The sequence below is a fragment of the Rhizobium sp. L1K21 genome (assembly GCF_024055895.1).
In the GTDB taxonomy this organism is placed as follows: Bacteria; Pseudomonadota; Alphaproteobacteria; order Rhizobiales; family Rhizobiaceae; genus Ensifer_A.
Window position 1 is genome coordinate 2555486 of sequence record NZ_JAMXLE010000001.1, and the last position, 13946, is coordinate 2569431.

Annotated in this window: 12 protein-coding genes; 4 read left to right on the top strand and 8 right to left on the bottom strand. The window is 56.3% G+C overall.

The features are described 5' to 3' along the window. Window positions 1-5: 5 nt before the first annotated feature. The 6 genes from NHF56_RS12365 to NHF56_RS12390 form a co-directional block, all read right to left on the bottom strand. Window positions 6-371, bottom strand: a complete 366-nt coding sequence (locus NHF56_RS12365) for a DUF6768 family protein (protein WP_252804718.1) — start codon at window positions 369-371, stop codon at window positions 6-8. Next, entirely contained in the window at window positions 368-922 is a 555-nt protein-coding gene (locus NHF56_RS12370) for a sigma-70 family RNA polymerase sigma factor (protein ID WP_252804720.1), read from the bottom strand. Before NHF56_RS12370 ends, NHF56_RS12365 begins: the two co-directional genes overlap by 4 nt. Window positions 923-1027: 105 nt before the next feature. After that, window positions 1028-2401: a glutamate--cysteine ligase gene (locus tag NHF56_RS12375; RefSeq protein WP_252804722.1), complete on the bottom strand. Its 1374-nt coding sequence runs from the start codon at window positions 2399-2401 to the stop codon at window positions 1028-1030. 194 nt (window positions 2402-2595) lie between these two features. After that, the gene (locus NHF56_RS12380) at window positions 2596-3333 is read right to left on the bottom strand and encodes a 16S rRNA (uracil(1498)-N(3))-methyltransferase (RefSeq protein ID WP_252804725.1); all 738 of its coding nucleotides are present in this window, start codon (window positions 3331-3333) and stop codon (window positions 2596-2598) included. Between the two features lie 18 nt (window positions 3334-3351). Next, window positions 3352-4848, bottom strand: a complete 1497-nt coding sequence (locus NHF56_RS12385; RefSeq protein WP_252804728.1) for an inorganic phosphate transporter — start codon at window positions 4846-4848, stop codon at window positions 3352-3354. A 151-nt stretch (window positions 4849-4999) separates the two neighbouring features. Beyond that, window positions 5000-5458: an NUDIX hydrolase gene (locus tag NHF56_RS12390; RefSeq protein WP_252804730.1), complete on the bottom strand. Its 459-nt coding sequence runs from the start codon at window positions 5456-5458 to the stop codon at window positions 5000-5002. A gap of 241 nt (window positions 5459-5699) precedes the next feature. On the opposite strand from NHF56_RS12390, the gene NHF56_RS12395 reads away from it, so the two are divergent. After that, a complete protein-coding gene (locus NHF56_RS12395) occupies window positions 5700-6560 on the top strand; it encodes a DUF937 domain-containing protein (RefSeq protein ID WP_252804731.1) in 861 nt (286 codons plus the stop codon). 200 nt (window positions 6561-6760) lie between these two features. Then, window positions 6761-7708, top strand: a complete 948-nt coding sequence (locus tag NHF56_RS12400; RefSeq protein ID WP_252804733.1) for a LysR substrate-binding domain-containing protein — start codon at window positions 6761-6763, stop codon at window positions 7706-7708. 110 nt (window positions 7709-7818) lie between these two features. Here NHF56_RS12400 and NHF56_RS12405 read toward each other — a convergent pair whose 3' ends face one another. Further along, a complete protein-coding gene (locus NHF56_RS12405) occupies window positions 7819-8166 on the bottom strand; it encodes a hypothetical protein (RefSeq protein ID WP_252804736.1) in 348 nt (115 codons plus the stop codon). A gap of 195 nt (window positions 8167-8361) precedes the next feature. Next, window positions 8362-10533 carry a catalase/peroxidase HPI gene (katG, locus tag NHF56_RS12410; protein WP_252804737.1) on the bottom strand — a complete coding sequence of 724 codons (2172 nt, stop codon included), beginning with the start codon at window positions 10531-10533 and terminating at the stop codon, window positions 8362-8364. Window positions 10534-10654: 121 nt separating this feature from the next. Between katG and NHF56_RS12415 the strand changes: the two genes are divergently transcribed. Together NHF56_RS12415 and NHF56_RS12420 are read left to right on the top strand one after the other, a co-directional pair. Then, window positions 10655-11569, top strand: a complete 915-nt coding sequence (locus NHF56_RS12415; RefSeq protein WP_252804738.1) for a hydrogen peroxide-inducible genes activator — start codon at window positions 10655-10657, stop codon at window positions 11567-11569. Between the two features lie 169 nt (window positions 11570-11738). Next, on the top strand, window positions 11739-13946 hold the full coding sequence (locus NHF56_RS12420; protein ID WP_252804740.1) for a methyl-accepting chemotaxis protein: 2208 nt from the start codon (window positions 11739-11741) through the stop codon (window positions 13944-13946).

The window sequence follows — 13946 nt, forward strand, 5'->3', positions numbered from 1 at the left end:
ACCGTCTATTTTTCAGTTGAACTCAGGCGCAGTTCCAAACGTCTGATCTCACGGATTACACGATCTGCCTGTATCTGCGGCATCAGGGACAGCTTGATCTGAAGGCCGAGGATCAGCGCGGTACTGCCGCTTATTCCCCATTTGAGCGCTGCCAGGACCTCACTTGCGAGGAACATCCGGACGAGACAATAAACGCCCAGCACGGAAAAAATGAACTGAAAAATCATGATCACCCAGGCGATCCACCCGTTCACACCGTGAAACTGGCTTCTGCTCAGGGCAAAGAAGCTGGGTTCGCCGTCGTCATCGCGCATTGCCGCCCTATCTTCGCATCGCAATGCTTCGCGGATCATGTCATCAATTTTGCTCATGGATGTTCTCCTTCAAGAATAACCCGCATCTTTTCGCGGGCGTGCATCAGGCGAGTCTTCACCGTGCCAATGGGTATGTTGAGAGCGAGGGCCACTTCGGCCACGCTCATGTCTTCCAGATAAAAAAGTGCCAATGTTGCGCGGTGCGGTCCATCAAGCTGCGCAATCGCCTGCCTTACGACCGCTGCATCAGCATTGGCCGGACCATCGGAAAAGCTCCGGTGTTCCGCCTCATGCGGAAAATCCTGCGCAATGGCGCGGTCTTTCTGACGTCTTGCGATCACATCCGAAACCCGCCGGCTGACGATACGAAAAGCCCAGGGCAGGAAGGCAGCCTCATCACGCAGATTGCCAAGACCGCGAATAATGTCACCCCAGCTTTCCTGAACGACATCCTGGGCACCGTCGCGATCATTCAGCAGGCGAACGGCATGGGCGAAAAGCCGGGGGCTGGATGCGGTGACCAGCTTTCCCAGCGCGTTCCGATCGCCACTGCGATGCGCTGCCACCAGAAAGGCATATAGCGCTTTTTCGCTGGCCCTATCCGCCACGAATTTCATACCTCGTTCGCGGCCGGGCATCTCTCCCGGCATGCTATGGCGAACTAGTGGGCCAGAAACCGCAAATGGTTCAAGCTATTTTCGGAAAAACGGCATTCAACACTGATAATCGTCGAAAAGAACGTCGATGTTTTCTTTCCAGCGGCCGTGATATTGCGCGAGCATTTCTTCAGCCAATGTCGCCTTTTTGGCAACGACCTCTTCAATTGGCGCAAGGAATGCACGCTCGTCATAGCCTTCCGAATTCATGCGGGCGCGGTTTTTGAGGCCAAGCCTTGAAATCTCCATGACCTCGGCTGCAATTTTCAGGAGCTTTTCGCCCCGGAACGTCGCGTTCAACGCCTGCACCGGAACAGCGTCGCGTAGCGCCTGCACTTCGTCGAACGTCCAGTCCTTCGTGTATGCCTCGATCGCATCGAGCGCTTCAGCATCATAGAGCAGGCCGACCCAGAAGGCCGGAAGCGCACAGATGCGCCGCCACGGCCCGCCGTCCGCGCCGCGCATTTCGAGGAAGCGCTTCAGGCGGACATCGGGAAACATTGTTGAAAGGTGATTGGCCCAATCGCCCATATTGGGCTGCCAATCCTCAAGCTCGCCTTTCAGCGCACCATCCATGAACTGGCGGAAGGTGATGTGGGTGCAATCGTGATATTTGCCCTCGCGCACGACGAAGTACATCGGCACATCGAGCGCCCATTCGACATAATCGGCAAAACCGAAATCATCCTTGAAGACGAAGGGAAGCAGGCCAGAGCGATTGTTATCGGTATCGCGCCAGATGTCACCGCGCCAAGAAAGAAGACCATTCGGCTTGCCATCGGTGAAGGGCGAGGCCGCAAAAAGCGCTGTCGATAGCGCCTGCAGCTTCATCGACACCTGCATCTTGCGGCGCATATCAGCCTCGGACGAAAAGTCCAGATTCACCTGAATGGTGCAGGTGCGGTACATCATATCGAGGCCCTGTGTGCCGACCTTCGGCATGTAGCGGCTCATGATGGCGTAGCGCGATTTGGGCATTTTCGGCGTTTCGGCAAACGTCCATTTCGGGCTTGCGCCAACGCCTAGGAAGCGGATGCCCAAAGGTTCTGCCACCTCGTGCAATGTCGATAGATGGACGCCTGATTCCTTGCAGGTCTCATGCAGATTTTCCAGCGGCGCGCCAGAGAGCTCAAACTGCCCGCCGGGCTCGATGGAAATCGCGCCCATGCCGGAGGATTCAGCCAGACCTATGATGCGGCCATCATCCATGATCGCGTCCCAGCCGAGCTTTTCCTTCATACCCTCGAGGAGCGCCGAAATGCTGGCTTTGCCCTCATAGGGAACCGGCTTGTTGCCATCGATGAAGAAAGCGATTTTCTCGTGCTCGGTCCCGATACGGAAATCTGCTTCCGGCTTGCAGCCTTCCGCGAGGTGCCCAACGAGTTCTGAAAAGCCGGTTATCGGCGTGGAATCGGAAGTGTCGCGTGCCATAAAATATTCTCACAAAGACCGGACGGTATTCAAAGTTAGAGATTGCAATAAAGGTCCATACCGGTTTTGCAATCGAAAAACTTTCATCCCATGTTCAAATTTAGATGAACCTTGGCGTGAATGCCTTGCATTCGACCGGGTTCAAAGCGCCTGCGATCGCAAGAAGCGGCGTCTGTTGCTTATAGAAAAGCGCTTTACCGCCAGTCGCCGATTGCCGCCTGGATCACTGCCAGTGCGGCAACAGCTGCAGTGTCGGCCCGCAAGATGCGGGGCCCCAGTGGAATTGGCGTGACGAAAGGAAGGCTGCGCAGAAGTGCCCGCTCCTCTTCGGAAAAACCGCCTTCGGGGCCAACCAGAAGCGCGTGCTTTTGTTCGCCGATTTCAGAGAGTATCGGCAGTGGATTTTGCCCCGCATCACCCTCGTCGCAATAGATGATGCGGCGGTCGTGCGGCCAGTCTTCCAGCAGTTCGGTCAGCTTCACAGGCGTTTCAACCTGCGGGATGGCCAGAATGCCGCATTGTTCGGCAGCCTCAATGGCATAGGCCTCGAGCTTGTCCAGCGAGTGGATCTTGCCCTGCACATGCTGGGTCATCACCGGCTGAATGTGCCCCGCCCCCATCTCAACCGCCTTCTGGATGAGATATTCCATGCGGCCGGTTTTCAAAGGTGCGAAGAGATAGTGCAGGTCCGGGAGGTCCGGCTGCGGCCTGGTTTGTTCAAAAGGTTCCAGCAGTATCTTCTTACGTGAGGGAAACTGGAGGCGCGCCTTCCATTCGCCATGCCTGCCGTTGAACAGAAGAACCTCCTGGCCCTCCTCCATGCGCAGCACATTGGCAAGATAATTGAACTGATCACGGTCCGCTTCGAAGATCAGGCCTTCAGCCAGATCGTCGGTCACATAGAGCCGTTGCATTCTGAAATTTGCGCGCAACCGGGCCTCCCTGCTCCATCAGATAACGATGGCTGACAGTATCCAATAGAGACCGGCAGCCAGCAAGGCGGAGGCCGGAACCGTGATGATCCAGGCGGCAACGATTGTCATGAAATGCGAGCGGCGCACCAGATAGCGGCGGCGCAGTTCTTCGGGCGACGCATCCGGCTGCGGCTTGATCTTGCCGTTTGCCGCCTTGGCGGCAATGTAGGTCGCGCGGCGCTTGGAGTTTCGTGTGTACCACTCGCGATAGAAGCCAACGCCGAAAACGCCCCCGACGGCGATGTGGGTGGAGCTGACAGGCAGGCCAAGCCACGAGGCCACAATAACCGTGATGGCCGCAGACAGCGCCACGCAATAGGCCCGCATGGGATTGAGCTTGGTGATCTGCTCGCCGACCAGACGAATGAGGCGCGGCCCAAAGAGAAGAAGGCCGAGCGATATGCCCACGCCGCCGATGATCATGACCCAGATCGGCACCTGGACGTTTGCCGAAATCTCTCCGGCTTCAACAGCATGCACGATGGCTGCAAGGGGACCTATGGCATTGGCGACGTCATTGGCACCATGGGCGAATGACAGAAGTGCGGCGGAGAAGATGAGCGGAATGCGGAAGAGCTTGCGGAGCGACTGGTTGCGGTTTTCCAGACCTTGCGATTGGCGGGCAATCAGGGGGATGGATAAAAACCACACCGCGAGGCCAATCACCAGACCGACCAGCACCGCGCTTAGAAGCGATATCTTGATGATATGGTTGAGGCCCTTGACGGTAAGGTAGGCGGAAAAGGCACCGGCCATAATCGCGATGAGTACCGGCACCCATTTGCGGGCAGCGGCAATCTTGTCATCGCGGTAGATGATGAATTCCTTGATGAAGGCAAGGAAGGCCGCAGCAATCACCCCACCCAGAAGCGGCGAGATGATCCAGCTTGCCACGATGGCCGACATGGAACCCCAGTTCACGGCAGCAGCACCGGCGGCAGTCAGGCCGGCACCCAGAACGCCGCCGACCACGGCGTGCGTGGTTGAGACAGGTGCGCCGAGCCATGTGGCGAGATTGACCCACAGTGCCGATGACAAGAGGGCCGCCATCATGGCCCAGATGAAGATGTCGGCCGACGGGATGAGGGCAGGATCAACAATGCCCTTGGAGATCGTGGAGACAACATCGCCGCCTGCAATCAGCGCACCGGCAGTCTCGAAAACGGCCGCAACGACGAGTGCCAGCGCCATGCTCATGGCACGCGAGCCGACGGCGGGGCCAACGTTGTTGGTGACGTCATTGGCGCCGATATTCATCGCCATGTAGGCGCCGACGGCTGCGGCAGCAGCTATGGTGAAAGCACCGGGCTGACCAGAAACAAGAATACTGACGAAAAGCGTGGCAACGACGAGGAATAAAAGGGCGAGGCCTGGGCGCAGAAGCGAGCGGGAGACGTGTTGTGTGGCCTCCTCGACATGGCCGATCTTGTTGAGGTCTTTGTCGAGGGTCGGTTTTTCAAATTTGCTTGCCATCAGCACTCTTCCGCTGGTCCGATTGCATGCCGTATTTTAGCAAGCAAAGGAATTCAGGATTGCGCTCTACAGATTCAACGCGCCGAAAGCAACGGCGGACCGTTAGTCTCCACCGGTTTGACTAGAAAACGGGCCTTTCCAGGCGATAAATCTAGCGCTTTGCAAATTCCAGGATGAGATGCTGCAATTCGGGCTCATCCACACTGCTGGCCGCATCTTCGGGGGTCATCCAAACCCGCGTGCGCTGGCCGGCCTCGGGAAACTTGTCGACGAGATTCGACACGGAAATGGGATAGACGTCGACGCGGCATTCCGTTTCGACGCCGCTATTGAGCTTTTTCCGATATTTGAAAGCACCGATGCTCTCATTGCCGACAGTGCCGTGCACGCCCGCTTCTTCATACGCCTCACGTGCTGCGGCTTCGCAGGCCAGCTTGCCATTCATGGGCCAACCTTTGGGGATGACCCAACGACCGGTGTCGCGGCTGGTGATCAAAAGGATTTCCATTCCCTTCTTACTCTCGCGATAGCACAATGCAGCAAATTGCAGCCGCGCCGGACGGCGAAGCATCAACTGAACATCCGATGCCATGCGAGACAGAAAGCTCAACGCATTCTCCTTAACGCGCCAGAATGCGCGGTTTGAGTGGTGACCAATCTTTGCAGAACTATACGGCACTAAAAAGGTTCCAGCGCAAAAACGTGGTCTGAGAACCAATATGGTGACATTTTTCACATAAACAACTGTAGCTGCCGCTTGGCTGAAATAAAGCAGATTTTCCTATATGCAGTACGCTTTTCAAAGTTATAGTGGGGGGTAAACGAACACGAACCATTGGGGAACACTGCTTATGATGCCGCTCTTCGACATGATGGCCCAGGCGCAAAACGGAAAACTTCTGGAGGCTTTCTCGTCGCAAATGGGCCTTGCGCAGGAGCAAATGGCTCAGGCCTTGGCGGCTCTGATGCCGGCATTTTCCAGCGGCTTGAAGCGTTCAGCCGCCGATCCGGCCAATTTCGCTTCCATCATGTCCTCGCTCGCAAAAGGCGATTATGCGAAATATTTCGAAGATCTGAAGGCGGCGTTCAGCCCGCAGGGCATTGCAGACGGCAACCAGTTTATCGCTCAGGTGTTTGGCTCGAAGGAGGCTGCAAGCGCCATTGCCGAGCAGGCCGCCAAGGTGACAGGCATTGGTCAGCAGGCTCTGGCCGCGATGATGCCTTCGCTCGCCAGCACCATGGCGGGCGGCCTCTTCAAGCAGATGAGCGGCCAGATGGCCGGTTTTGGCGGTGCATCCAATCCCATGATGGACATGATGAACAATTGGCTGCAGGCCACCGGTTTTCAGAAGCAGGCGAAGCCAGCAACACCCAACATGTTCGACAATCCCTTTACGCAAGCCATGCAAACCATGTTTGCCGGTGCACAAAAACAGCCTCCCAAAGCCGCCGAGACTGCTGACCCGTTTGGCACCGTGGCTTTCATGAAGGCGATGGAACAGATGATGACGGGGGCAACGCCCAAGCCGAAGGATGAACCGAAAGCGATCGACCTTTCCCAATATGCTGAAATGTTCAACACGATTTTCGACAGCGGATTGGAAGTTCAAAAATCCTACCAGAAGAACATGGAAGCCATTCTGGACAGCTATCTGAACGAGAAGCCCACCGACAACGGCAATACCGCCGGCGGTGAAAACGGCAAATCCTGAAACCGGCAAAAGAAAATGCCCGGCGCGAGGGCGGCTCGCAACCGGGCTAGAATGCAGAGCGGTTGGCAGTTGCCCTGCGGGGAAATGCGTCAGGCCTCTCCGCTGTGGAGCCGCCTATGATATTTGTTTTACAAATTTCGTTTGATCAAACCAGCGAATATTTCTAATAATACCCATCAACTTTCTTGATGAGGTTTGCCATGGCTGCTCCGTTGGATGTCGATCAACTCCAGACATTTGTTGCAATCGTTGACACGGGTTCCTTCACCAAGGCGGCGGATCGGGTTTTCAAAACCCAGTCTGCGGTGTCCATGCAGATGCGCCGACTGGAAGAGCGAATAGGCAAGCAGCTTTTCATGAAAGACGGGCGGGGCAACAAGCTGACGCCCGAAGGCGAGCGGCTTTTGAACTTTGCCCGCCGCATGATCCGGCTGAACAATGAAGCCATAGCCGCTTTCGACGACAACCGTCTTGAAGGTTCTTTGCGCATTGGCACACCGGACGATTATGCCGACCGTTATATGCCGGAGATCATCAGCCGCTTTGCACATACGCATCCCAATGTTGAACTGAATATCGTCTGTGAATCCTCGGTCGACCTGTCCGAGAAGATCAATCGCGGTGAACTGGATGTGGCGCTGGTGACACATAACCCGCTGGCGCGCATGTCGGAGGTGCTTCGCACAGAGCCGCTGTGCTGGGTGATGTCTGCAAACCACCCCTTGCCCGAGGGGCAACCGCTTCCGCTGGCGTTGGGCCGGGCGGATTGCCAATGGCGGCAGGCGGCCTGTGCGGCGCTCGATTCCATCGGCAGCGAATACCGCATCCTGTTTACGAGCTGGTCGGCCACGGTCGTTGCGGCAGCAGTCCTGGCGGGCATGGCCGTATCGGTCGTTCCAGAATCGGCCTTGCGCCCCGGCATGAAGGTGCTGAACCAGCAAGACGGGTTCCCTGCCCTTGCCCCCATTCAGATCGGCATCATGAAACGTCCTGGCGTTTCGGTTTCGCTGATGAACGCGATTTCCAGCCATATTGCCGCCTGCCTCGACAATATGTCGGTCGGTCCGCTGGCACCGACGGATGTGAGCGTGGAAGCGATGGCCAAGACGACGAAGCAATGGCCAACGCTCATTCACTCTGGCTGGTAGTGTCAGACGCTTAGAGTATCCAATATCGGATTATCTTGAGCTCCGCCTTGTAGCTTGTGCAGCCGCATGTACGTTATCGTTTAATCGCGGACGATTGAACGCGACATGCTTTAGTCGTAAGTCGCGTTTTCGCCGTCAAAATAGATGTTGTTGGCGTCGCAGATGTCGATGGCGGTCAGATCACCCATGATCGTGGAGCCGTCTTCTGCGACCCAGCCGACCACGAAGTTGATATCGCAGTCGCCATCATAGCTGAATTGCATGTCGGCGCTTTCGCCACCGTTCAGCTCGAAATCCATCCAGTTGGGGCTCAGTTCTCCGTCATCTCCGGCGACGTAGAAGCCGTTGATGATGTAATCGGACTGATTGTGAATTTTGAAAGTCATGCCGGAAGACAGTGCCTGGCTGGCAGCCGTCATCAGCAAGGCCGCAGCCAATGCCGTCTTAAGTATTTTCATGATGGTTTTCCCTCACTCCGCAATCCGGAGCGCAGGTATTACTTCACCAAAACTCTGCGAAAAGCAATTGGGACTTGAGAGCGCAATATAGATAAAATAGAGGAAAACGGCCCACGCAAGGGCCGTTTTCTGCGGTAGCGGAATGGGGAAGCAAAGCGACTGCCGCTCGGGGAAAGATGCTGCTTCTAATCCTTCCTATTCCAGATCGAAACGATCCGCGTTCATCACCTTCGTCCAGACGGCCACGAAGTCCTTGACGAACTTCTCCTTGTTGTCGTCCTGTGCGTAGACTTCTGCGTAGGCGCGCAGAATGGAACTGGATCCGAAGACGAGATCAACGCGGGTTGCCGTCCATTTGACAGCGCCTGTCTTGCGATCACGAATTTCGTAATAGCCGCCGTCAGCCGGCACCCAGGTGTAGCCCATATCTGTCAGGTTCACGAAGAAGTCCGTGGTCAAAGCGCCCACATTGTCGGTGAAAACGCCGTGGGTGGAGCCACCAAAGTTGGTACCCATCACGCGCATGCCACCCAGCAGGACGGTCATTTCACTCGCGGTCAGGCCCATCAACTGAGCCCTGTCGAGCAGCATTTCTTCAGCTGAGACGGCATAATCCTTCTTCAGCCAATTGCGGAAACCATCAGCAAGCGGCTCCAGCACATCAAAGGATTCCGCATCCGTCATCTCGTCAGTTGCATCACCGCGACCGGCAGCGAAAGGAACCTTCACATCAAAACCGGCCGCCTTGATGGCCTGCTCGACGCCGACATTACCGGCAAGAACGATCGTGTCCGCGACAGACGCACCCGCTTCCCTGGCGATTGGTTCAAGAACAGACAGAACCTTGGCCAGGCGGGCAGGCTCATTGCCTTCCCAATCCTTCTGCGGGGCCAGACGGATGCGCGCGCCGTTGGCACCGCCGCGCATGTCGGAACCACGATATGTACGGGCAGAATCCCAGGCGGTCGAAACCATTTCGGACAGCGTGAGACCAGAGGCTGCGATCTTTGCCTTTACGGCCTCAACATCATAGCCGGTCGAGCCAGCAGGGATCGGGTCCTGCCAGATCAGGTCTTCTGCCGGTACATCCGGGCCGAGGTAACGCACCTTCGGGCCCATGTCGCGGTGGGTCAGCTTGAACCAGGCGCGGGCAAAGGTATCCTTGAAATATTCCGGATCGGCCATGAACTTCTGGCAGATTGCGTTGAAGCCCGGATCGACTTTCAGAGCCATATCGGCATCCGTCATCATCGGGTTGCGGCGCTTGGTCGGATCGGACGCATCGATTGGCTTGTCTTCTTCCTTGATGTTGATCGGCTCCCACTGGTTGGCACCGGCCGGCGATTTGCGCAGTTCCCAATCATGGTTGAAGAGCATTTCGAAGAAGCCCATGTCGAACGTCGTCGGGTTGGTGGTCCAGGCACCTTCAAGGCCGGAGGTGATAGCATTCGCAGCCTTGCCGTGCAGGTTCGGGTTGAACCAGCCAAAGCCCTGTTCGGTGATGTCGGCGCCTTCCGGCTCGGCTCTCAAGGCTCCGGCATCGCCGTTACCGTGTGTCTTACCGACAGTGTGACCGCCCGCGGTGAGAGCGACGGTTTCTTCATCGTTCATAGCCATGCGAGAAAAAGTCTCGCGCATCTGCTGTGCGGTTTTCAGCGGATCGGATTTGCCGTTTACGCCCTCGGGGTTCACGTAAATGAGGCCCATCTGAACGGCTGCGAGCGGATTTTCCATCGTTGAGGGCTTCTCGACGTCTTCGTAACGGTTGTCGGACGGCGCAAGCCATTCCTTTTCCGCGCCCCAATAGGTGTCGATTTCCGGGCCCCAGATATCGGTGCGGCCAAAGCCGAAGCCGAAGGTCTTCAGACCCATGGATTCGTAGGCAACCGTGCCAGCAAGAATGATGAGATCGGCCCAGGAAATCTTGTTGCCGTATTTTTTCTTCAACGGCCACAGGAGGCGGCGCGCCTTATCCAGGCTGGCGTTATCGGGCCAGGAATTGAGCGGTGCAAAACGGATGTTGCCCGTACCGCCACCACCGCGGCCATCGGCCAGACGATAGGAGCCGGCTGAGTGCCACGCGAGGCGGATCATCAGGCCACCATAATGACCCCAGTCCGCCGGCCACCACTCCTGGCTGTCTTTCAACAGCGCATGCATGTCCTTCTTGAGCGCATCAAAGTCGAGCTTCTTGACCTCTTCACGATAATTGAAGTCCTTGCCGTAAGGATTGGTCTTGGTGTCGTGCTGATGAAGAATGTCCAGATTAAGCGCATTCGGCCACCAGCTCATCACAGTCTTGCTGGACGCCGTGTTGCCGCCATGCATGACCGGACATTTGCCCGCACTACCCACTTTCGTATCCATGATTTCCTCCTGATCCTTCTTTTGAATCGTCCCGTCCACATTGAACTGGAAGGTAGTCTCTCATCTCTTTTCGATAATTCCCAATTGCATTTGTTTTTATTTTTGATAGGAAAAACTTATCATGATTACCATACGTCAAATGCGTTATTTTGAGGCTCTTGCCAGCGTTCGGCATTTTGGCAAGGCGGCAGAACTTGTGAATGTCAGCCAACCGGCCCTCTCGGCGCAAATCCGGGATATGGAGGAGGCCCTCGGGGTCAGCCTGGTTGAGCGATCCCGCGCCGGGACATTCCTGACGGCGGAAGGCGAAGAACTGTTGCCCGAAGTGCGGCAGATATTAAGCTCGGTGGAACGGCTGATGATGCGCGCCAAGCGCGCTCGGGGGCTGCTGCAGGGGCGGTTACGACTTGGTATTATTCCGACTGTCGCGCCTTATCTTGTGCCGGTTCTCATTCCGGCATTGAAACAGGAGTTCCCAGACCTTGATCTCGAACTGAAAGAGGTGATGACTGACAGCTGCATTGGCGACTTGCGGGCGGGAAAGCTCGATTGTGCCATTGTGGCCTTGCCGCTTGATGAAGACCAGATCAAAGCCATGCCGCTTTTCAAGGACCGTTTTCTGATCGCCAGCGCAGAAGACGAGAACACCGTGCTGATGTCGCCGATTACACAGGACCAAGTCGACGTGGAGCGGCTGCTGCTTCTGGAGGAAGGCCATTGCCTTCGCGATCAGGCGCTGGCCGTTTGCGGCACATCGGCAAAGCGGAAAGTGGCCAATTATGGTGCGACGTCCATGGCGACACTTCTGCAGATGGTGAGCCATGGCATGGGCATAACACTCATTCCCGAAATAGCAGCGCGTGATGAAGCCGCCCGCAGCCGAATGCGAATCGTTCCCTTTGCCGACCCTCAGCCGTTTCGCCAGATCGGTCTTGTGTGGCGTCGGGCGGACCTCGGTCGCCGCGCCGATTTCGAGGCCTTCGGCAAACTGGTGACGGAGGCGGCAGACACGCTGCTGGGCGATGATTTTGAATGATTTGTTACAGAGTGGGTCAGACGCTCTCGATCCGCCACGTTTGTGAACCGCGCCAGAAAGGCACAGATTTGCGGGCGTGCATAAAGAATTTCATAAAGGTTTGCCCATACTCTCCGGTTGAAATGGCTCGCCATACCAACCCAAGTGTTTCAAATGGGAATACGTGTTCATGCCGATTTTTAGAAAAAAACTATTCAAGCTCCCAAGCCTATCCGTTAACAGGCGCCTTTCGCTCTCTATTATCGTGCCACTTCTGGGCCTATTGGGTTTTGCAGCCCTTCAGGTGGAAGAAAGCCTCTCTGATGTGCGCAGCTATTCGGACATGCAGACACTCATGCAGCATGTGTCAGAGATCAACGAGATCACCTACATGCTGCAAAAGGAACGTGGCGAAGCCTTTCTCTTCCGCGAAGGACAATCGGACAAAGCGGCGCTCGAAAAAACCTATTCTGATACAGATCAGTCCTTGAAGTACATGCCGACAATTATCGCCGACATACACAAGCTTGGAAACGAGAAGGCCGATGAAGCGCTGAACGCGTTCCAGGAAGGACTGCAGGCTCTGCCGGAGCTTCGGACGAATACTGTGAATGAGCAGATGTCGTCTTCCGGCATCATTTCCGGCTATACCGACACGATCAGCCAGGCGTTGAATATTCAGCGAGTTGCAGGCCGTTCCACGGATTCAGGCAATATCGCCCTTCAAGCTGTTGCGCTCAACCAGATTTCGATGGCCAAGGAGTTTGCCAGCAACGAGCAGGCGGTTATTGACGGAGCAATCGCCAAGGAAGAGATCACCAAATTTGCCTTCCAGGAATATCAACAGCTCGTTCTCTCACAGGATATTTTGATCGACCTCTTTCTCTCGCAGCAAAGTGCGGAGGTTCGTCCCGTTTATGAAGACATTCTGAAATCGCGCGAGGTGGTCGACATCAAGAAGCTGCGCGGTCGTACGGACCGGGCGGGAGCAGGCGGCAAGATCCCGGCGAAAAAATATGCCGACTGGCATGATGTTTCCGACAAGCGCATCGAACAGTTGCGCAATATCGAGACGTCGCAGCTGACCTCCATCGAGGACACGGCCGCCAGCCTCCAATCTGCCGCAAACCGCAGCCTGATGATCTGGACAACCGTTTCGTTGTCGATCACCCTTTTGACACTTGTGCAGGCCTTTATCCTTGCGCGCTCCATTACCCGCCCGTTGCGTGGGTTGACAGACTCGCTGCTTTCGCTTGCAGAGGGCAATCTGGAAACGGAAGTGGCCGGCCTGAACCGGCGTGACGAACTGGGCCTTGTGGCCAGCGCTGTCGAAAAACTGAAAATGGCTGCTTTGGAAAAGGTGCATCTGGAAGCAACGGCAGAAAAAAGCCGCCAGTCAAGCGATGCCGAACGCCGGTCGAATGAGGAACTGCGCGCTCGCGAAGCTGCCGAACTGCAGCATACCGTCGACGTTCTGGGTCAGGGGCTTGGCCGCCTTGCCAATGGCGATCTATCCGTGGATATCAGCGAGCCGTTCAAACCGGAATTCGAGCGCCTGCGCACCGACTTCAACCTGGCACAGGAACATCTTCGTTCTGTGCTTGCAACCGTCGAGATGAGCGCAGATACAATCCGCGACAATGCGATGGAAATGCGTGGTTCGGCAGACGAACTGGCGCGGCGCACGGAACAGCAGGCGGCTTCGTTGGAAGAGACGGCGGCGGCTCTGGAAGAAATCACCACCACGGTGAAAGTGGCCGCTGAAGGTGCAAGTGACGCCAGCTCTATTGCTGAAACAGCCTTTGGCGCAACCAAGCGTTCGACCTCAGTTGTAAGCGATGCCATTGCCGCGATGAGCAAAATCCAAGGTTCCTCGCAGAAAATCGGCAATATCATCAGCGTGATGGACGAAATCGCATTCCAGACCAACCTGCTGGCGCTCAATGCGGGCGTGGAAGCAGCCCGCGCGGGTGAAGCCGGCAAGGGCTTTGCAGTTGTCGCTCAGGAGGTGCGTGAACTTGCCGGGCGCTCTGCGGCGGCAGCCAAGGAAATCAGCGCTCTGATCACAGCGTCCGACGGCGATGTCCAGGTCGGCGTCAAACTGGTCGAAGCGACCGGCGAAACACTGCAAGAAATCGAAGGCTTCATGCAGGATATCAACACAAGGCTGACAGCGATTGCAGGCTCTGCCAAAGAGCAGTCGGTCGGCCTTGCGGAAATCAACACATCGATTGGCCATATGGATCAGATGACCCAGCAAAACGCCGCCATGGTGGAAGAAACCACAGCTGCAACGCATACGCTGAACCACGAGGTCGAGGTTCTTCGTGATGGCCTGTCGGGCTTTGTGCTGGGTGGCGGGGATGAGCGTCCCATCCGTTCCAACGCCGCAGCCTGA

Coding starts and splice junctions, on each gene's coding strand:
- NHF56_RS12365 (WP_252804718.1), bottom strand. CDS start 371: ATGAGCAAAATTGATGACATGATCCGCGAAGCATTGCGATGCGAAGAT.
- NHF56_RS12375 (WP_252804722.1), bottom strand. CDS start 2,401: ATGGCACGCGACACTTCCGATTCCACGCCGATAACCGGCTTTTCAGAA.
- NHF56_RS12385 (WP_252804728.1), bottom strand. CDS start 4,848: ATGGCAAGCAAATTTGAAAAACCGACCCTCGACAAAGACCTCAACAAG.
- NHF56_RS12395 (WP_252804731.1), top strand. CDS start 5,700: ATGATGCCGCTCTTCGACATGATGGCCCAGGCGCAAAACGGAAAACTT.
- NHF56_RS12400 (WP_252804733.1), top strand. CDS start 6,761: ATGGCTGCTCCGTTGGATGTCGATCAACTCCAGACATTTGTTGCAATC.
- NHF56_RS12405 (WP_252804736.1), bottom strand. CDS start 8,166: ATGAAAATACTTAAGACGGCATTGGCTGCGGCCTTGCTGATGACGGCT.
- katG (WP_252804737.1), bottom strand. CDS start 10,533: ATGGATACGAAAGTGGGTAGTGCGGGCAAATGTCCGGTCATGCATGGC.
- NHF56_RS12415 (WP_252804738.1), top strand. CDS start 10,655: ATGATTACCATACGTCAAATGCGTTATTTTGAGGCTCTTGCCAGCGTT.
- NHF56_RS12420 (WP_252804740.1), top strand. CDS start 11,739: ATGCCGATTTTTAGAAAAAAACTATTCAAGCTCCCAAGCCTATCCGTT.